Source organism: Kribbella sp. CA-247076, assembly GCF_050942445.1.
Taxonomy (GTDB): domain Bacteria; phylum Actinomycetota; class Actinomycetes; order Propionibacteriales; family Kribbellaceae; genus Kribbella.
Window position 1 is genome coordinate 6,399,864 of sequence record NZ_CP192051.1, and the last position, 17,423, is coordinate 6,417,286.

General features: G+C 70.5%; 14 protein-coding genes. 9 read left to right on the plus strand and 5 right to left on the minus strand.

Annotated features, from left to right (window positions below):
- The first annotated feature begins 44 nt into the window (after positions 1 to 44).
- The 5 genes from ACQPYZ_RS30330 (at position 45) to ACQPYZ_RS30350 (ending at position 6,489) form a co-directional block, all read left to right on the plus strand.
- Positions 45 to 1,667: an extracellular solute-binding protein gene (locus tag ACQPYZ_RS30330; protein WP_433162106.1), complete on the plus strand. Its 1,623-nt coding sequence runs from the start codon at positions 45 to 47 to the stop codon at positions 1,665 to 1,667.
- 4 nt (positions 1,668 to 1,671) lie between these two features.
- Entirely contained in the window at positions 1,672 to 2,616 is a 945-nt protein-coding gene (locus ACQPYZ_RS30335) for an ABC transporter permease (RefSeq protein ID WP_433162108.1), read from the plus strand.
- Complete coding sequence (locus ACQPYZ_RS30340; protein ID WP_433162110.1) at positions 2,613 to 3,500, plus strand: carbohydrate ABC transporter permease; 888 nt, start codon at positions 2,613 to 2,615, stop codon at positions 3,498 to 3,500. The genes ACQPYZ_RS30335 and ACQPYZ_RS30340 overlap by 4 nt, the downstream gene beginning before the upstream one ends.
- Positions 3,501 to 3,640: 140 nt before the next feature.
- Complete coding sequence (locus ACQPYZ_RS30345; protein ID WP_433162111.1) at positions 3,641 to 4,435, plus strand: phosphatase PAP2 family protein; 795 nt, start codon at positions 3,641 to 3,643, stop codon at positions 4,433 to 4,435.
- A gap of 38 nt (positions 4,436 to 4,473) precedes the next feature.
- A complete protein-coding gene (locus tag ACQPYZ_RS30350; RefSeq protein WP_433162112.1) occupies positions 4,474 to 6,489 on the plus strand; it encodes a HelD family protein in 2,016 nt (671 codons plus the stop codon).
- On the opposite strand, the gene ACQPYZ_RS30355 is transcribed toward ACQPYZ_RS30350, so the two are convergent.
- A complete protein-coding gene (locus tag ACQPYZ_RS30355) occupies positions 6,475 to 7,401 on the minus strand; it encodes a hypothetical protein (protein ID WP_433162114.1) in 927 nt (308 codons plus the stop codon). The genes ACQPYZ_RS30350 and ACQPYZ_RS30355 overlap by 15 nt on opposite strands.
- Positions 7,402 to 7,446: 45 nt before the next feature.
- A complete protein-coding gene (locus tag ACQPYZ_RS30360; RefSeq protein WP_433162115.1) occupies positions 7,447 to 8,637 on the minus strand; it encodes an MFS transporter in 1,191 nt (396 codons plus the stop codon).
- 88 nt (positions 8,638 to 8,725) lie between these two features.
- On the opposite strand from ACQPYZ_RS30360, the gene ACQPYZ_RS30365 reads away from it, so the two are divergent.
- The gene (locus ACQPYZ_RS30365; protein WP_433162116.1) at positions 8,726 to 9,037 is read left to right on the plus strand and encodes an ArsR/SmtB family transcription factor; all 312 of its coding nucleotides are present in this window, start codon (positions 8,726 to 8,728) and stop codon (positions 9,035 to 9,037) included.
- 90 nt (positions 9,038 to 9,127) lie between these two features.
- The gene (locus ACQPYZ_RS30370) at positions 9,128 to 11,389 is read left to right on the plus strand and encodes a PQQ-binding-like beta-propeller repeat protein (protein ID WP_433162117.1); all 2,262 of its coding nucleotides are present in this window, start codon (positions 9,128 to 9,130) and stop codon (positions 11,387 to 11,389) included.
- On the opposite strand, the gene ACQPYZ_RS30375 is transcribed toward ACQPYZ_RS30370, so the two are convergent.
- Positions 11,373 to 12,257, minus strand: a complete 885-nt coding sequence (locus ACQPYZ_RS30375; RefSeq protein ID WP_433162119.1) for a Gfo/Idh/MocA family protein — start codon at positions 12,255 to 12,257, stop codon at positions 11,373 to 11,375. The genes ACQPYZ_RS30370 and ACQPYZ_RS30375 overlap by 17 nt on opposite strands.
- A 189-nt stretch (positions 12,258 to 12,446) precedes the next feature.
- Between ACQPYZ_RS30375 and ACQPYZ_RS30380 the strand changes: the two genes are divergently transcribed.
- Positions 12,447 to 14,828: a hypothetical protein gene (locus tag ACQPYZ_RS30380; RefSeq protein ID WP_433162120.1), complete on the plus strand. Its 2,382-nt coding sequence runs from the start codon at positions 12,447 to 12,449 to the stop codon at positions 14,826 to 14,828.
- A gap of 294 nt (positions 14,829 to 15,122) precedes the next feature.
- Positions 15,123 to 16,310: an elongation factor Tu gene (tuf, locus tag ACQPYZ_RS30385; protein WP_433162122.1), complete on the plus strand. Its 1,188-nt coding sequence runs from the start codon at positions 15,123 to 15,125 to the stop codon at positions 16,308 to 16,310.
- Positions 16,311 to 16,351: 41 nt separating this feature from the next.
- Here the strand turns inward: tuf and ACQPYZ_RS30390 are convergent, their stop codons facing one another.
- Both ACQPYZ_RS30390 and ACQPYZ_RS30395 read right to left on the minus strand, forming a co-directional pair.
- A complete protein-coding gene (locus ACQPYZ_RS30390) occupies positions 16,352 to 16,609 on the minus strand; it encodes a DUF4031 domain-containing protein (RefSeq protein ID WP_433162124.1) in 258 nt (85 codons plus the stop codon).
- A complete protein-coding gene (locus tag ACQPYZ_RS30395) occupies positions 16,606 to 17,319 on the minus strand; it encodes a copper homeostasis protein CutC (RefSeq protein ID WP_433162126.1) in 714 nt (237 codons plus the stop codon). The genes ACQPYZ_RS30390 and ACQPYZ_RS30395 overlap by 4 nt, the downstream gene beginning before the upstream one ends.
- Positions 17,320 to 17,423: the final 104 nt, after the last annotated feature.

Below are 17,423 nucleotides of genomic sequence, written 5' to 3' on the forward strand. Positions count from 1 at the left end.
ACGTACTATGTCATGGTGTGGCCCTCCGATGGAAGTGAGGCCTCATGCCAGTCAGCAGAAGAACATTCCTCGGCGGTGGTCTGGCCGCCGCCGCTGTCGCGGTCACCGGTACGCCGCTGCTGGCGGGGTGCGCTTCGGACAAGAAGAACTCGGCCGCCGCGAACCTGGCGGTGAAACTGCCGACGTACACCAAGTTCGGCGACATCAAGCCTGACCTGCCCGGCACCGACGTCGTCCTCGACGGCTTCCTGAAGTACCCGGCGAACCCGGTCCGCGCGATCACCGAGACGCCGGGTGACGGCAAGCCGGTGTCGTTCATGACCAACATTCCGGGCGCGATCCCGCCGGCCGCGGACAAGAACCAGTTCTGGCAGGCCGTGAACGAGCGGCTCGGCTCCGAGCTGCAGATCAGCATGGCGTCGAACGACGAGTACAAGGACAAGTTCGCCACCCGGATCGCCGGCGGCGACCTGCCCGACATCCTGAACATCCCGGTCGACACCGTGCAGATCCCCGGCCTGGTGAAGGCCAAGTGCATGGACCTGACCGAGCACCTGTCCGGCGACGCGGTGAAGAAGTACCCGTTCCTGGCGAACATCCCGACCGAGTACTGGAAGGGCTGTGTCTTCAACGGCGCCATCTACGGCGTCCCGGTGCCGCGCGGCATGTCCCGGACCTCGCTGCCGCTGTACCGCCAGGACCTGCTCGAGGCCAAGGGGATCAAGGACCCGGCGCCGAAGAACTTCCAGGAGTTCCTCGACCTCGCGGCCGAGATGACCGCGGCCAAGCAGAACAAGTGGGCCTGGACCCGGGTGCCGATGTCGACCATCCGGCAGATGCTCGAGATCCCGAACATCTGGAAGGAGGAGGGCGGCAAGTTCACCTCGATGTACGAGCACGAGGCGCAACTCGAGGCCCTCGAGGCCGGCCGGAAGATGGTCGCCGCCGGCGTGGTCAACCCGGACGCGTTCAACGACAAGTCCAGCGCCCGCAAGCAGTGGTTCAACGGTGGGATCGCGGCGTTCGACTACGACAGCTTCGTCGCCTGGAACCAGTACTACTCCGACAACACCGCCGGCGACGCGTTCGCGGTGAACATGCTCGACGTCCCCGGTTTCGACGGCGGCCAGGGTGCGCCCTGGATGGGCTCGGCGCTGAACAACGTGACCGCCTTCAGCAAGGACAGCAAGCACTCGGCCGAGACGCTGCTGAAGATCGCCAACTGGATGGCCGCCCCGTTCGGCACCGAGGAGTACCTCTTCCGCAAGTACGGCGTGGCCGGCCGCCACTACGCGTTGCAGGGCACCGACCCGGTGCCGACGAAGACCGGCGTGGTGGAGACCGGCATCGGCCTGCAGTACATCAGCGACTCGGCGCTCGCGCTCTACTGGGCGGGCAAGCCCGACGTCCCGCAGAAGCAGCACGCCATCCAGCAGAAGGTGGCATCCCGGCTCGTGTACGACGCGTCGTACGGCCTGTACTCCGACACGCAGTCGAAGAAGCAGGCGCAGCTCACCAAGACGATGAACGACCTGGAGAGCCAGATCGTGCAGAGCAAGAAGCCGGTGTCGGACTGGACGGCGGCGGTCCAGACGTGGAAGTCCTCGGGCGGCGACGCGATGCGGTCCGAGCTCGAGAAGGCCTTCTCCGAGGCGGCAGGGAAGTAGGTCGATGCTCCAGCGATCCAAGACGCGAGGGCAGCAGCAGTTGAGCCTGGGGCAGCGGCTGCTCCGGGACAAGGTGCTGCTGCTGTTCGCGCTGCCCGGGACCGCGCTGATCCTCGCGTTCCACTACCTGCCGCTGCTGGGGAACGTGATCGCGTTCAAGGACTACCAGCCGTTCCTCGGCATCAACGGCAGCGACTGGTCCGGCTGGACGAACTTCGGGGTGATCTTCAACGGCGACCCGGCGTTCCTGCGGGCGTTGCAGAACACGCTGATCCTCACCACGCTGCAGTCGATCTTCGTGTTCCCGGCACCGATCCTGCTCGCCCTGCTGCTGAACTCGCTGTTCTCCGAGCGGATCAAACGGATCGCGCAGAGCATCCTCTACCTGCCGCACTTCATGTCGTGGGTGATCGTGGTCGCGCTCTTCCAGCAGATGCTGGGCGGCAGCGGCCTGCTGAACAACTACCTGCGGTCGCACGACCTGGGCACGATCAACATCATCGGGAACTCCGAGCTGTTCCACGTGCTGCTGACGTCGCAGATCATCTGGAAGGACACCGGCTGGGCGACCATCCTGTTCCTGGCCGCGCTGTCCCAGATCGACTCCCAGCTCTACGAGGCGTCCAGCGTGGACGGCGCGAGCCGGATGCGGCAGCTGTGGCACGTCACGCTGCCGGGGCTGCGCGGGATCATCATCCTGCTGTTCATCCTGCGACTGGGCGACTCGCTGACCGTCGGCTTCGAGCAGATCATCCTGCAGCAGCAGGCGGTCGGCCGGGACGTCAGTGAGGTCCTCGACACCTACGTCTACAACAACGGCGTGATCGGTGGGGCCTGGGGCGTGGCCGCCGCGGTCGGCCTGGTGAAGGGTCTCGTCGGCGTCGCGCTGGTGCTGGCCGCGAACAAGGTGGCGCACATCTTCGGCGAGCAAGGGGTGTACCAGCGATGACACGCACAATCGTCAACGGCGTACCGATGCCGTCCTGGCCGATAAGGGCCTTCAAGGGCCTGGTCCTGCTGGTGTTCTGCGCGGCGGTGATCATCCCGTTCGTCGGGGTGATCTCGACCAGCGTCGCGCCGAACAAGCAGATCAACGAGTCCGGTGGGCTGGTGCTCCTGCCCGAGTCGATCAGCTTCGCGGCGTACGAGTCGCTGTTCGCCGGCGGCGTGGTCACCCAGGCCCTGTTCGTCAGCGTGTTCGTCACGGTCGTCGGTACGGCGCTCAGCCTGACGGTGTCGTGTCTGCTCGCGTACGCGCTGTCCCGGCCGTCGTTCACCGCGGGGCGACCGATCCTGCTGGTGATCCTGTTCAGCATGCTGTTCTCCCCCGGCATCATCCCGACGTACCTGGTGGTCAAGGGGGTCGGGCTGCTGGACAGCATCTGGGCGCTGATCGTGCCGACGATGGTCAGCGCGTTCAACGTGATCGTGCTGCGGGCGTTCTTCATGAACCTGCCGAACGAGCTCACCGAGAGCGCGCGGATCGACGGCGCGAGCGAGCTGCGGACCTTCACCCAGATCGTGCTGCCGCTGTCGAAGGCGGTGCTTTCGGTGATCGGGCTGTTCTACGCGGTGGCCTACTGGAACGCGTTCTTCAACGCCTTGCTGTACCTGAACGACAGCAAGCTGTGGCCGCTGCAACTGGTCCTGCGCACGTACGTGATCAACGACACCCAGCTGGGCAGCGCCGAGCTCGGCACCGAGCTGCTCCCGCCGCAGGCGTCGATCCAGATGGCGATCCTGGTGGTCTCGATCGTGCCGATCCTGCTGATCTACCCGTTCCTGCAGCGGCACTTCGCGAAGGGCGTGCTCACCGGCGCGGTCAAGGGGTAGCCGTCCTGCACGATCTCGTCGCGGCCGCGTGACGGCCGGGTCACGAACGGTGGCCCGGAGCCTACCCAGGGGTTGCCCAGGGCAACGCCAGGGTTGCGCCTGGGCAAATCCTGAGCGAACGCCGGGTACCGTCGAAAACTATGGGGACGCAGGCGCTGGAACGGGTGGGAATCGGTGGGGACGGCGAGGGGCGGGACGGGAGGCCCGCGCCGGTCGTCTGGCGGGTGGTGCGGGAGGCGGTCCTGCTGGCCACGCTGTTCCTGGTCTACAGCGCGGGCCGGCAGTTCGCCGCGAAGCACACCGGCTCCGCGTTCGACCACGCCCGCGAGCTCCTCACCTTCCAGGGCTGGCTGCACCTGCCCGACGAGGCCTCGATCCAGCAGGCGGCCCTGAAGGTCCCGCAACTCGTCGAGGGCGCGAACCTGTACTACGCCGGCGTCCACGCACCGCTGACCGCGGCAGTCCTGCTCTGGTTGAGCATCTGGCGGCCGAAGGCCTACCCGCACGTGCGCTGGACGATCGTCGCGGTCACCGGGCTGGCGCTGATCGGGCACATCGTCTTCCCGCTCGCGCCGCCGCGGATGATGCCCGGCTTCGTGGACACCGGCCTGCACTTCGGCCAGTCGGTGTACGGCGCGGAACGCTCCGGCGGAGTCGCGAACCAGTTCGCCGCGATGCCGAGTCTGCACGTCGGCTGGGCCGCGCTGATCGCCCTGGCGATGATCCTGATCGCCCGGTCGCGGTGGCGCTGGCTCTGGCTGCTGCACCCCGTCATCACCTGCGCGGTCGTCGTGGTGACCGCCAACCACTACTGGCTGGACGGGATCGTCGCCCTGCTGCTGATCGCGGTCAGCCTCCCGCTCCTGCTCCGCCCCGGCCTGCACCAGGACCTGCGCGGGCGTAATTCGGTTTCCCCCCGGCGGGTGCTCAAGTAACGTGGCTGGGCTTCCCCACCCTTTGCCGGAGGTTTGCTGTGCCCCCTGATACGTCCGACATCCTCCAGGCCGAGAAGGACTACCTGAAGACGTCGCGGGCGGCGCTCGCGGTGATGCGGGAGAAGACCGGCGCGCTGGAGATCCACAGCGCCGACCGGGTGAACCGGGAGTTCCTCAAGGCCGCGATCTGGCGGCGGATGAAGGAGCTCGAGGACGACCCCGACGTCCCGCTGTTCTTCGGCCGGCTTGACTACCTCGAGCCGACCACCGAGACGTTCCACATCGGCCGCCGGCACGTGAACGACGAGCTCGGCGAGCCGCTCGTGGTCGACTGGCGCGCGGACATCTCGGTGCCGTTCTACCGGGCCAGCCGGACCGAGCCGATGGGGGTCGGCGTCCGCCGACGGTTCGGCTTCACCCACGGCGAGATGACCGCGTTCGAGGACGAGGACCTCACCTCCGCGGCGCCGGCCGACGCGCACAGCGACATCCTGGACGCCGAGATCGAGCGGCCGCGCTCCGGCCCGATGCGCGACATCGTGGCGACCATCCAGCCGGAGCAGGACGTGATCGTCCGGGCCGGCGTCGAGGACACCATCTGCGTGCAGGGCGCGCCTGGGACCGGGAAGACCGCGGTCGGTCTGCACCGGGCGGCGTACCTGCTCTACGCCTACCGCGATCAGCTCAGCCGGGCCGGGGTGCTCGTGGTCGGGCCGAACGCGAGCTTCCTCCGGTACATCGGTGACGTGCTGCCCGCACTGGGCGAGATCGAGGCGAAGCAGACGACGGTGGAGGAGCTGGTCGCGCGGGTCCGCGTCGCCGGGCCGGGGGCCGCCGCGGTCGACGTACTCAAGGGCGACGCCCGGATGGCCGAGGTGCTGCACCGGGCCGTGTGGTCACAGGTGCAGCTGCCGAAGGAGGCGCTCGTGGTCCCGCGCGGGGCGCACCGCTGGCGGGTCCCGGCGTACCAGGCCGAGGAGCTGGTCAACGAGCTGCGCACCCGTGGCGTCCGGTACGGCGCCGGCCGGTCGATGCTGCCGCAACGGCTGGCGCACGCAGTCCTGCTACGGATGGAGGCGGCCGGTGACTCACCTGACGACCGGGTGCAGGACGCGGTCGCACGGAGCCGCCCGGTCAAGCAGTACGCCGAGGCGCTCTGGCCCGCCGTGGACCCGGCGAAGCTGGTCTTCCGGCTGTTCACCGACCCGGAGCTGCTGGCCGAGCACGCCGACGGCATCCTGACGGCCGAGGAGCAGGCACTGCTGCTCTGGGACAAGCCGCCGCGGTCGGCCGGCGCCGCGAAGTGGTCGGTCGCGGATGCCACGCTGATCGACGAGGTCGCCGACCTGGTCGACCGTACGCCGTCCCTTGGGCACGTCGTCCTGGACGAGGCGCAGGACCTGTCGGCCATGCAGCTGCGGGCGGTCGGGCGCCGGTGCTCGACCGGCTCGATGACCGTCCTCGGTGACATCGCGCAGGGCACCACACCGTGGGCCACCCCGTCGTGGGACGAGGCGCTCAAGCACCTGGGCAAGACCGGCGCCCACACCGAGGAGCTGACCGCGGGCTTCCGCGTGCCCGGTCAGGTGATCGAGTACGCCGCCCGACTCCTCCCGTCGATCGCACCGCACCTCACACCGCCGACCGCAGTACGACGGGCGCGCGGTGAGCTCACCATCTCCCGCGTACCGGACAGCCTGACGGCAGCCGTGTCGACGGTCGAGGAGGTGTCGGCACGACCCGGTTCGATCGGGCTGATCGTCCCGGACGCCCTCGTGGCCGCGACCCGGAAGGCCCTGCAGGACAAGGGCATCGCGTTCTCGGTGCTGGGCGACGAGGACGACGTGGACGCTCACCTGGACGTCGTACCGGCGTCACTGGCCAAGGGCCTCGAGTTCGACCACGTGGTCCTGGTCGAGCCGGCCGGCATCGTCGCCGGCGAGGCCGACGAGCGCACCGGCCTGCGCCGGCTGTACGTCTGCCTGACCCGTGCGGTCACCTCGCTGGCGGTCCTGCACAGCGAGGACCTGCCGGAGGTTCTAGGCGCTGTCTGACGAGCGCCGCGGCTTGGCCGGGGCACCGAGCCCACGCCATGCCGGGACGGGCTGACCCGCGAGCCGCGCCTGCGCACAGGCCAGCCGCCAGCGTCCGTACCCGACCGTGGCCCGGACGCCCTGCAACTGCTCCTGGTCGGGTTCGCCCTCGAGCACTCGGCCGGCAGTGGCGTACGCCGCCTTGGCCGCTTGCACGTCCGCGTCCGCGTCGCTCGTCTCTCCCAGGCGCTCCGGCGGCAGGTTCGCGGCGTCCAACTCCGCGCCGAACCGGGTGACGTCCTCCTGCACAGCCGCTCGCTGCTCCTCAAGGGTGCCCAGCTGCTCCGGCTCGGACTCGTCCGGCGCAGCGCGCCCGTCCAGTTGACGGCGTGACTGCCACCACCAGAACGCCACCCCGCCCACCAGCAGCACGGCCACCACGATCAGGAAGGCCAGCAGCCAGCCCGGGAACCCGCTCGGCGCCTCAGGCACGTTCAGCTCGTCGAGCACCCCGTTCAGCAGGCCGACCGCGTCGGAGCGGGCGTGCTTGGCCCGCTGGTCGCTCAGGATCGGGCCGATCGAGTCGTTGACGCCGACCGCGCTCCCCCACGTCATCCGGTCGCCGAAGACGACCAGGTAGATGCCCTCGGAGCCGTGCTTGTAGGCGACCGTCTCCACGAACGCCTCCGCGGACATCTGCTTGTCCCGACGCCCGTCGTCGAGCGCCTCGGTCGGGACCACGGCGATCCGGATGTCCGGGCGGTGGTCCCGCACCCGCTCGGCCAGCTTCGCGGCCTCCTCGTCCGGAACCAGGGCCCGCTGCGTCGGGTCGACGTACACCGGTGACGTCTTCCAGCCCTCGACGATCGAGTTGGGAATGCTGGAGCCGGTCACCGTCGACGTGAGCAGCAGCAGCGCGGCCAGAAAACGCATGGCCGTAGCCTGCCTCAACCAGGGTCCGAGTCAGTAAACGGACTGTCAGATCGAGTCGGCGACCGGCTCCAGGACCTGGTCATCGTCGAGGTGCTCGAGCCGTTGCAGGGCCGGGTCGCGGCGCAAGGTGACGAGCAGTCCGAGTACGGCGACGTCGAGCACGGCCGCGACCAGCGGCAGCACGGTGACTCCGGCCAGCTGGATGACCAGACCGCCGACCACCGCGGACAGTCCGGCGCCTAGATAGATCGCGGAGGCGTTCAGCGAGATCAGCAGGCCGCCGCCCAGCTCGAGCAGCAGATTCTGGATCGGCGGGTTGAAGGCCCAGGTGAACATGCCCCACAGGAACAGCGCGAGACCGGCGCCGACCACGGTCGTCGCCGAGAGGTCCAGCGTCGCGACCATCACGATGCTGCCGAGCGTCACGCCGTACAGGGTGCGGAGACTGCCGAAGCGGTCGGTCGCCCGGCCGCCGAGCAGGTTGCCGACGACCGCGCCGACGCCGTACACGAGCAGCAGGATGCTGACCGCGCTTCCGCCGAGCTGCACGGTCTCCTTCAGCAGCGGCACGATGTAGATGTAGACGCTGAACGCGGCGAGCACTCCGATGACCGACATCGCCAGCACGATCTGCACTCGGCGGTCGGCCACTCCGGCGAACCGCTGCCGCAGACCGACCACAGGCGGCGCGTCCACCTTCGGCAGCGCCGCGCGCTCCGCGATGGCAACCAGTACGGCGACGACCGTGATCAGCGCGAACACACCCTTGTAACCGAGCGTCGGGCCGAGCAGCGTGCCTGCGGGTACGCCGAGCACGAGTGCGAAGGTGAGCCCGCCGAACACGACCGCGACCGCCCGGCCGCGCTCCTCCGGTGGCAGCAGACCGGTGGCGAACAACGTGGCCGCCGGCGTGTAGACGGCGGCACCGAGGGCAGCCACCACCCGGCCGACGATCAGCACGGGGTAGTTGGTGGCCAGCGCCGCGATGAGATTGCCCAGCGCGGCCAGGACGAGCGCGGCGATCAGGAGGGTACGACGCTCCCACCGGCCAGTCAGCGTGGACAGGATCGGCGCACCGATCGCGTACGACAACGAGAACGCGGTGGCGAGCTGGCCCGCGGCCGTCAGCGAGACATGCAGTTCCGAGCTGACGTCGGGGAGGACGCCGGACACGACGTACGCGCTGGTGCCGACCGCGAACGCGCCGGCGCCGAGCAGGTAGATCCGTGCGGACATGAAGACCTTCCGGTCGAGGACGAGTTAATTCGACCAGGATCGTACTACGAAGATCATCGAAGTTCGACCGGCGTCGTATGATGTGGACATGACCAGAAGGGCGTTGCCGCAACCCGCGCGCGAGGACATCCGCGTCGAGGCGGTCTTGCAGGCCCTCGGCGAGCCGGTCCGGCTGCAGATCATCCGCGCGCTGGCCGACGCCCCCGACGGCATCGCCTGCGGCGAGATCGAGCTCCCGGTCACCGCCTCCACCCGCGCCCATCACCTGCGCATCCTGCGCGAGGCCGGCGTGCTCACCACCCACACCGAAGGCACTCGCCGGATCAGCTCGCTGCGCCGCGACGACCTCGACGCCCTCTACCCGGGTCTGCTCTCGGGCATCCTCACCGCCCGTCGGTAGCGGCCGGCTGCGGTCAACTGTGCGGCGCCCGCAAGGTCGCAGTGGGGTGATCGAGCAGTTGTCGTGGGGGTGGGCTGGCAGACTGTTGCGGTGGTGGAGCTTCGGGCGCGGTGGGACGGCCTGGTGCCCGGCTCGGCTCGGCTTGTCGACGAGCTGGTCTCCCGGTACGTCGACCGCGACCGCCGGGCGTACCGCGACCACTACCTGGACACCGTCCTGACCGCGCTGGACTCGCTCATCCAGCTCTCCACCGACCCGACGTCCGTACGGCTCGCCGCCTGGTTCCACCGGGCGGTCCACGAGCCCGGCGGCCCTCCGGCCGAGGACGCCGAGTCCTCCGCCCGGCTCGCCGAGGAGCTCCTGCCGCGGTACGGCGTACCGCCGATCCGCATCGCCGAGGTGGCCCGCCTGATCCGGCTCACCGGTGACCTGGCCGCACCACCGCCCGACTCCTACGCACCACCTCGCCGCGACGCCAACGGCGACGTCCTACTGGACGCGGTCAACGCCGTCCTCGCCGCCGATCCCAGCCGGTACGCCGTCCACACAGCCGAGGTACGACGGGACGCCGGCGACCGCCGGGCCGCCCTCGAACGCCGGTACGACGAGGTCCGCCAACTGCTCGACGGCCACCTCTACCGGACCCAGCTCGCCCGCCAACGCCTCAGCCCGGTCGCCCGCGTCAATCTGGAGTCGGAGCTCGCCCTCCTCGACAGCGAACTGCCGGCGCCCTGGCGTGGCTGGCAGCAGGCTGCGCTGACCGCGACGGCGACCTTCAGCGCGATCGCCGCCGCCATCGTCGCCATCGCCGCGTCGGGGGCGTCCTGGCAGGTCCCGGCGTTGGAGGACGAGGTCGGGTGGCCGCCCGTCGTACTGGCCGCGGTCGCCCTGGTCAGCGCGCCCGCACTGTTCCGGTGCGCTCGCAGTGCGAGCCAGCGGTCGCGACTGATCGCAGGCTCGGCACTGGCGACCGGAGTGACCGGTCTGCTCGTCGCGTGGGCTCAACTGCCCAGAACCAACCCTGCTGTCGGCGTCGGCCTCCGCGTCCCACTGCTCATCTCGGCCTTACTGCTCTTCGTGCTGGCCGGTACAGCCGCTCTGGTCGCGTCCCTGCTGCGGACCCGGGCCGCCCGCTACCTACCCGCCAGGAACGTCGGCCAGCAACTGTCCTGGCTGGTGGTCCCCGCGGTCGTGGCACTCGCGCTCCTGCTGATCATCCAGCCACTGGCACGCAACTACGTGCTGAGCGCCAACGAGCGAGTGGAGGATTCGGGCCGCCCGGCCGGCAAGCCGTCGGCGTCGGCCGTGGACGGGACCGTCGCGTGGGTCAGCAAGTCGGTCCGCGGCTCCGGTGCCGAGGAGGCGATCGGGACCAAGCACGGCATCGCCATCCCCCGGCAGTCCGGCGTGATCGAGATGCTCGACGCGGCCACCGGCGTACTGCGCTGGCGCTACAGCCGCTCCGACTCCGACGAGAAGCCGAACCTCGTCGCGACCGGCGACGGCGAGTACGTGCTCGCCGAGTTCGACGACATCGGCTATCTGCTGCTGGACGCCGACACCGGCGAGCGGAAGGCCGCCTGGCCCGGCCGTACGCGCGACTACGTCCTGCACCAGGCCGACCCGCTGCTCACCGGCGAACGCGTCGCCCGCGGGTCCGACAAGCTTCGCGGGGTCGACCCGGACGGCGACGAGCGCTGGACGTTCGAGCCGGGCCGGTGCACCGGGATCGGCGCGGTCGCGACCTCCGACACCGTGGTCACCTTCCTCGGGCGCAGCTGCGGCGAGGAGCGCGACGAGCTGGTCGGCCTCGACCTGAAGTCCGGCAAGCAGCTGTGGTCCAAGGACGCCACCGACAACTACCGCCGGCCGGTCGTCGTCGCCGGTCTGGTCGTCGTGGCCGAGCCCGGTGGCGACAGCGACGTACCGGCCGCGCTGACGGCGATCGAGCCGCGCACCGGTGAGCTCAAGTGGCGCTGGCCGGTGCCGCGCGACTGGGCCTGCCGCACGCTGATGAACGCCGCCGGCCGCTATCTGGTCGTGGTCGACTGCCCGACGGCCAGGAAGTTCGAGGTCGGGCGGACCGTGGTCACCGCGATCGACGCCACCACCGGCCGGACCGCGTGGCAGACGACCGCGCCGGTCAGCCCGCGGATGAAGGTCACCGTCACCGCGGACGGCAGGGTGATCTCGCTCAGCCGCAGCGACGACGCCTGCTGGGCCAACGTGATCAGCCGGACCGGTTTCCGCCAGGTCCGCCTGCCCACCGGCATCTCCTGCAGCCGGGACGCCCGGGCCATCGGCAACCTCGTGCTCACCTCCGGCTCGGACACGATCATCGCGCTGCGTTGAGCTGCTCCTCGGCCGCCGCGAGCAGCTCGACCACCCGGGTCCCGAAGGCCACGTCGACCGGATGCGACTCGCCCGACTCAGCGGCCGCGACCAGCTCCTCCACGGCCCGCTGGAACGACTCCTCCGGCGGCGGCAGCTCGTCCTGCGGCAGGATCGCCGTACCCGCCTCACCCCAGACGCCGGTCTCGAAGCTGCTGCCCGCCGGCGGGACGAACAGCGACAGGCTCGCCGTACTGGTCGCACCGGACTCGTGCCGGACGACCAGGTGGACCAGGTCGCCCTCACCGCCGACGGCCGTCAGCTCCGTGATCGGCCCGAGCATCACCATCAGGTTCGACAGCGCGTGCGGCCCGATGTCCCAGAGCGCCCCGCGCTCCCGCCGCCAGGGCGAGTCGGTGAACGGGTTGCCCGGCTCGTCGAGCGCGGCCAGCATCCGCGACCAGCCGCCCTTCCACCCGCTCCCGGCCTGCACCTCGGCGAAGAACTCGCGGCTCGGCACCTCGAACCGGTGGGTGAAGAACACCACCGAGGCGATCCCCTCGTTCGCGACCTCGTCGGCCAGCGCCCGGGCGTCCTCGAGCGAGTCCGCGACCGGCTTGTCCAGCAGCAGGTGCTTGCCGACCGCGGCCGCCTCGAGCGCCATCGACGCCTGCACCTTCGGCGGTACGGCGAACGCGACCGCGTCGACCGCCTCCAGTAACTCCGCGTAGTCGCCGTACGCCGGAACCTCCAGGTCGGCCGCGATCGCGGCGGTCCGGGCGGCGTCGCGGCCCCAGACGCCGACGAACTCCGCGTCCCGCGCGGCCCGCAGGCCGGGTCCGTGCGTCATCCTGGCCCACGGGCCGGTGCCTACCAGGCCGAATCGCATGCCGCCTCCAGATCAGTGCCGGTTGCCCCGATCGGTGTGACCTGGGCCGCAGTTGCACGGGTGGAACTCGATGCCGGACGCACCGATCGCGCCGGTCAGGTGACGAGCCGGTATCGCTTTGGCCACGAGACTATCCGTCACCCCGGGATCGGTCGGCCCAGGCTCCCGACGGGTGCAAGACTCGCAGCCATGGACCTGCGCGACCAGTGGAATCGCCTGCTGCCGCACGCGCAGCCGTTGGGCGAGGACCTGCTGGCTCGTTACGCAGAGCAACATCGCCACTATCACGACCAGCGCCACCTGACCGAGGTGCTGACCACCGTCGACGAGCTGGCCGGCACGGCGGCGGACGCCGACACGGTCCGGCTGGCGGCATGGTTCCACGACGCGATCTACGACCCGCGAGCCGACCCCGGCGAGAACGAGGAGGTCTCGGCGCAGCTGGCCGAGCTCGAGCTCGCGGCGTACGGCGTGGACGCGGAGCGGGTCGAGGAGGTCGGCCGACTGGTCCGGCTGACCGCCAAGCACGACTGCGAGCCGGACGACGCGAACGGCGCGGTGCTCTGCGACGCCGACCTGCGCATCCTCGGCATGCCGGCCGAGCGGTACGACGAGTACGCCGAGGGCATCCGGCAGGAGTACGCGCACATCGGCGACCGTGAGTTCGCCCGCGGCCGGATGACGTTCCTGCAGGGCCTGGCCGAGACGCGCCTGTACGCGACCGCGCGCGGCCACGACGAGTGGGAACAGGCAGCCCGGGACAACCTCGCCCGGGAGGTCGAGTCCTGGGGCCCTAAGGCGGCCCGGCCGATCGGCGGGCTGATCCCGATCGTGTACTTCGGCGCCGCCCTGGGTGCCGTGGTGGCCGCGTCCGTCCTGCTCGGCCGTGGCCTGGGCGCCGCTCCGAAGTGGCCGGCGAACCCGGACCAGGTCACCGGCTTCCCGGTCTGGGCCCCGATCGCCGGGACCGCGCTGTCCGCCGGACTGGCGTGTGCCTGGTTCCGCCGGACCCAGCCACGACTGGTCGCTGTACCCGCGCTGGCCTTCGCTGTGATCGGAGTGGTCGCGGTCGGCCTGTGCTGGTGGCGCTGGCCGGCCGCACAGCCCGGTGCGGCGATGTCCGAGCGGTGGCCGTACCTCCTGCTGGCTTCGGTCGCGCTGGTGCTGGCGGGTGCTCTGCTGGCGCTCGCGAGACGTCTGCGGCTCGCCCCGGCGTACTCGCAGGCTCCACCGCGTCTGCTGAGCCTGGGGATGACGGTGCTGTGCGCGACCCTGCTGGCCTGGATCACCGTGTCCGCCGGCGAGCCGTTCGTCCAGGCCCGGCTCGAGACCGCCAACACGGTCAGCACCACGACTACGACCAGCCCGGAGCAGCGGCCGGTCCAACTCGACGGAGCGCTCGCCTGGAGTCGCGAGGTGCCGGCCACCGGTGCCATCGCGGGTACGGCGGGCGGCGTCGCCGAACTGCGGCCGGACGGCGTGGTCATGTCCGACGCGAACACCGGTCAGATCCGGTGGCGCTACTCCCGCGCCGACGTCGACGACGCGGCCGACAGCGGCTCCAAGGGCCTCCTGGTCTCCAGTGACGGCCGCACGCTCGCCGCCCACCTTCCATACGGCGGGACGCGGGCGCCGAGTGGCATCGACCTTCCGACGTACGCCGTACTGGATGCGGTCAGCGGGAAGGTGCTGACCGAGGTGCACACCGACGGCAAGGCGCTCGCGGTCGACGCGAACCACCTGCTGGTCGCGGAGGACAACTACGTGGTCGCCCACGGCGTGAGCAGTCCGACGCACTGGCGGACGCAGTTGCGGTGCACCGTGACGCAGGGCGAGTTGGTGGGCGACCAGGTCGTGGTCGTCGACGCGTGTGCCGGCAACGGCGCCGCCGTACGTGCGCTGGACCTGAAGAACGGCGACCAGCGCTGGGAGGCCGACCTGGGTGACCGGTTCGACCTGAGTGCCGAGCTGGACCCGGCCACGTGGGTGGGTGACCTGGTCGCCGTACCGGACACGCGGGAGGTCTCCGGACTCATCTGGACCGGTGCTGCCGGGGGCACGCTCCACCAGTGGGCGGTCGACGTCGGTGAGGGCCGCATCCTCTGGACCACGCCCGTGCCGGGCACGCCGCGGCCGCGACTCGGCTCGGCGTCCTGCGACGCGCAACTCGCCGCCACCCACGCTTCCCTGGTGCTCGTGACGTGCCGGAACGCGACCGACCCCGGACAGGCGCAGACGTACGACGTGTCCGCGGTCAGCCCGGCGGACGGGACACCGCAGTGGCACCACCTGCTGGAAGTGCCGCCGAAGTTGCAGCAGCCGGCGTACCCGCGGGACGGGTTCGGCCTGCTGCCAGACGGGCGAGTGGTCACGCTGATGCCGCAGCCGAACGGCAGTTGCTCACCGGTCATGATCGGCACCACCGGCATCCAGCCGCGCCCGATCCTGGCCGGCCCGACCGCCGAGTCGGTCGCCCAGTCCGAAGAGGTCACCTGCAACAAACCCGCCGTCACCGTGGCCGCCGCCCGCCCCGTCTTCTCCGACGGCACCCGCCTCTTCGCCCTCAACTGAGGCCCCGGAATTTCTGTTGCCCCGGGCAGCGTTACTTCCTACTGTGATGGACATGTTCCGCGTGGTTCTCGAGCACGACCTGTCAGGCACCGGCCTGACGGGCGCTCCCACGTGGGCAGCGTCAGTCGATTCAGCCTTCTGCACCGGCGCGCGAATCCGACCCTCCTCCTGCTGAGCAGGACCCGCGGAGGAGGGTGGTCGCTCACCGGCCCCCTCCGTGCGGGTGACAGCCGCGGAGGGCTTGCCGGAGGGTCCTGGCTCCGACGAATCTTCTGACACGCAAAGGAAACACGCATGGCCAAGAGCCAGTTCGTGCGGACGAAGCCGCACCTCAACATCGGCACGATGGGTCACGTCGACCACGGCAAGACCACTCTGACCGCCGCGATCACCAAGGTGCTCGCCGAGCGCGACCCCGGGACCAACCGGTTCGTCGCGTTCGACGGCATCGACCGGGCGCCGGAGGAGGTCGCGCGCGGGATCACCATCAACATCTCGCACGTCGAGTACGAGACCGCCACCCGGCACTACGCGCACGTCGACATGCCCGGGCACGCCGACTACGTCAAGAACATGATTACCGGCGCCGCCCAGGTGGACGCCGCGATCCTGGTCGTCTCCGCGCAGGACGGCGCGATGCCGCAGACCCGGGAGCACGTGCTGCTCGCGCGCCGGGTCGGCGTACCGTACCTCGTGGTCGCGCTGAACAAGGCGGACACCGTCGACGACCCCGAGCTGCTCGACCTGGTCGAGCTGGAGGTCCGTGAGCTCCTGTCGGAGTACGGCTTCCCGGGCGACGACGTACCGGTCGTGCGCGTCTCCGGACTGCGGGCGCTCGAGGGTGACCCGCGCTGGACCGCCGCGATCGGTGAGCTGCTGGACGCGATCGACAGCTACGTGCCGACGCCGGACCGCGAGCTGGGCGAGCCGTTCCTGATGCCGATCGAGAACGTGCTCACCATCAGCGGCCGCGGCACCGTGGTCACCGGCGCGGTCGAGCGCGGTTCGCTCAAGCTCGGTGACACGGTCGAGGTCGTCGGCCTCGGCCCGACGGTGACCAGTACGGCGATCGGTCTCGAGACGTTCGGGAAGTCGCTGGAGTCCGCGGAGGCGGGCGACAACGCGGCGGTGCTGCTGCGTGGCGTGAAGCGCGACGAGGTCCGTCGCGGCCAGGTGGTGGCGTTGCCGGGCAGCGTGCAACCGCACCGGAAGTTCCGGGCGCAGCTGCACGCGCTGTCCACCGCCGAGGGCGGCCGGCACAGCCCCTTCGGCTCGGACTACCGTCCGCAGTTCTACTTCCGGACGACGGACGTCGACGGCGGCATCGACCTCGGCGACATCGAGCTCGTGCTGCCGGGTGACACCGTCGACCTGACCGTGGAGCTGTCGAAGCCGATCGCCATGGACACCGGCCTCGGCTTCGCCGTCCGCGAGGGCGGCCACACCGTCGCCGCCGGCACGGTGACCGAGCTGCTCGACTGAGAACCGCGGCCCTCAGTTGCCCCAGGCAACTGAGGGCCGTGTCACGTGCCCTTGCGGTGGCGGAGGCCGGCGGCGATCAGGCGGCGGACGAGCTCGCGGCTGGACACCGGTACCGCGCCGGCCGCGACCAGATCGTCGTACTGGTCGCTGGGGACGTCGTAGTGGTCCCGGTCGAAGCCGCGGGCGGGGATGCCGGCCGCGCGGGCGAAGGCGTGCAGCTCGTCGTACGACTCGTCGCTGACCAGGTGGGACCAGACCCTGTTCCACGCCGGCCAGGCCGGTGGATCGATGAGGATCACGCGGCGGACCCTCGGTCGTCCTGGGCGTCGAGCAGGTTGCGCCACGCCCGGACGAACCGCGAGTTCACGTACGCCTTCGTCCACGAGCCGTCCTGGCGCACCGACGAGCCGACGTGGAAACGCCGTACGCCGCTCTGGTACAGCCACGGCACGTGCTCCGGCTGCAACGAGCCGCCGGCCATCATCACGCTCGCCACCGCCGGCTCGTCCTTGGCCAGCTTGCACAGGTCGTCCAGCCCGTGGCCGACCCCGAGCGCCGACCCGGCCGTCAGTACGCAGTCCAGCCCCGGCAGCGTCCGCAACGCGCGCCACGCCGGCCGCTGCTCCAGTACGGCGTCGATCGCGCGGTGGAACGTCCACGGCGTACTCGCGAACGTGCTGGCGAGCGCGGCCGTCGACTCGACGTCGACCTCGTTGTCCGGCGTCAGGAACCCAAACACGAACCCGTCCGCGCCCGCGGACAGGTAGGACTGCGCCATCGCGGTCAGGCGGTTGAGCTCGGCGCCGTTGGTGGTGAAGGAGTCGGACAGCCGCAGCATCACCCGCAGCGGCAGGTCGGTCGACCGCCGGATCGCGCTGACCGTCGACACCGACGGCGACAACCCGTCGGCCTCCATCGACGCACACAGCTCCAGCCGGTCCGCCCCACCCTCCTGCGCCGCCTCCGCATCCGCCGGATGCAACGCGATGACCTCCAGCAACGACCCCATACCGCCATCATCCCGCATGAGGTACCGAACGACAGGAGGTGTGCACCATCCGCCCCTCGCGCCCCGCCTGGCTCCCGCGGACGCCGGCCGCGTAACGGCAGTAC

Excerpts from the sequence above, each read along its gene's own strand:
- ACQPYZ_RS30330 (WP_433162106.1), top strand. The coding sequence starts at position 45 with ATGCCAGTCAGCAGAAGAACATTCCTCGGCGGTGGTCTGGCCGCCGCC.
- ACQPYZ_RS30335 (WP_433162108.1), top strand. The coding sequence starts at position 1,672 with ATGCTCCAGCGATCCAAGACGCGAGGGCAGCAGCAGTTGAGCCTGGGG.
- ACQPYZ_RS30340 (WP_433162110.1), top strand. The coding sequence starts at position 2,613 with ATGACACGCACAATCGTCAACGGCGTACCGATGCCGTCCTGGCCGATA.
- ACQPYZ_RS30345 (WP_433162111.1), top strand. The coding sequence starts at position 3,641 with ATGGGGACGCAGGCGCTGGAACGGGTGGGAATCGGTGGGGACGGCGAG.
- ACQPYZ_RS30355 (WP_433162114.1), bottom strand. The coding sequence starts at position 7,401 with ATGCGTTTTCTGGCCGCGCTGCTGCTGCTCACGTCGACGGTGACCGGC.
- ACQPYZ_RS30360 (WP_433162115.1), bottom strand. The coding sequence starts at position 8,637 with ATGTCCGCACGGATCTACCTGCTCGGCGCCGGCGCGTTCGCGGTCGGC.
- ACQPYZ_RS30365 (WP_433162116.1), top strand. The coding sequence starts at position 8,726 with ATGACCAGAAGGGCGTTGCCGCAACCCGCGCGCGAGGACATCCGCGTC.
- ACQPYZ_RS30375 (WP_433162119.1), bottom strand. The coding sequence starts at position 12,257 with ATGCGATTCGGCCTGGTAGGCACCGGCCCGTGGGCCAGGATGACGCAC.
- ACQPYZ_RS30380 (WP_433162120.1), top strand. The coding sequence starts at position 12,447 with ATGGACCTGCGCGACCAGTGGAATCGCCTGCTGCCGCACGCGCAGCCG.
- tuf (WP_433162122.1), top strand. The coding sequence starts at position 15,123 with ATGGCCAAGAGCCAGTTCGTGCGGACGAAGCCGCACCTCAACATCGGC.
- ACQPYZ_RS30395 (WP_433162126.1), bottom strand. The coding sequence starts at position 17,319 with ATGGGGTCGTTGCTGGAGGTCATCGCGTTGCATCCGGCGGATGCGGAG.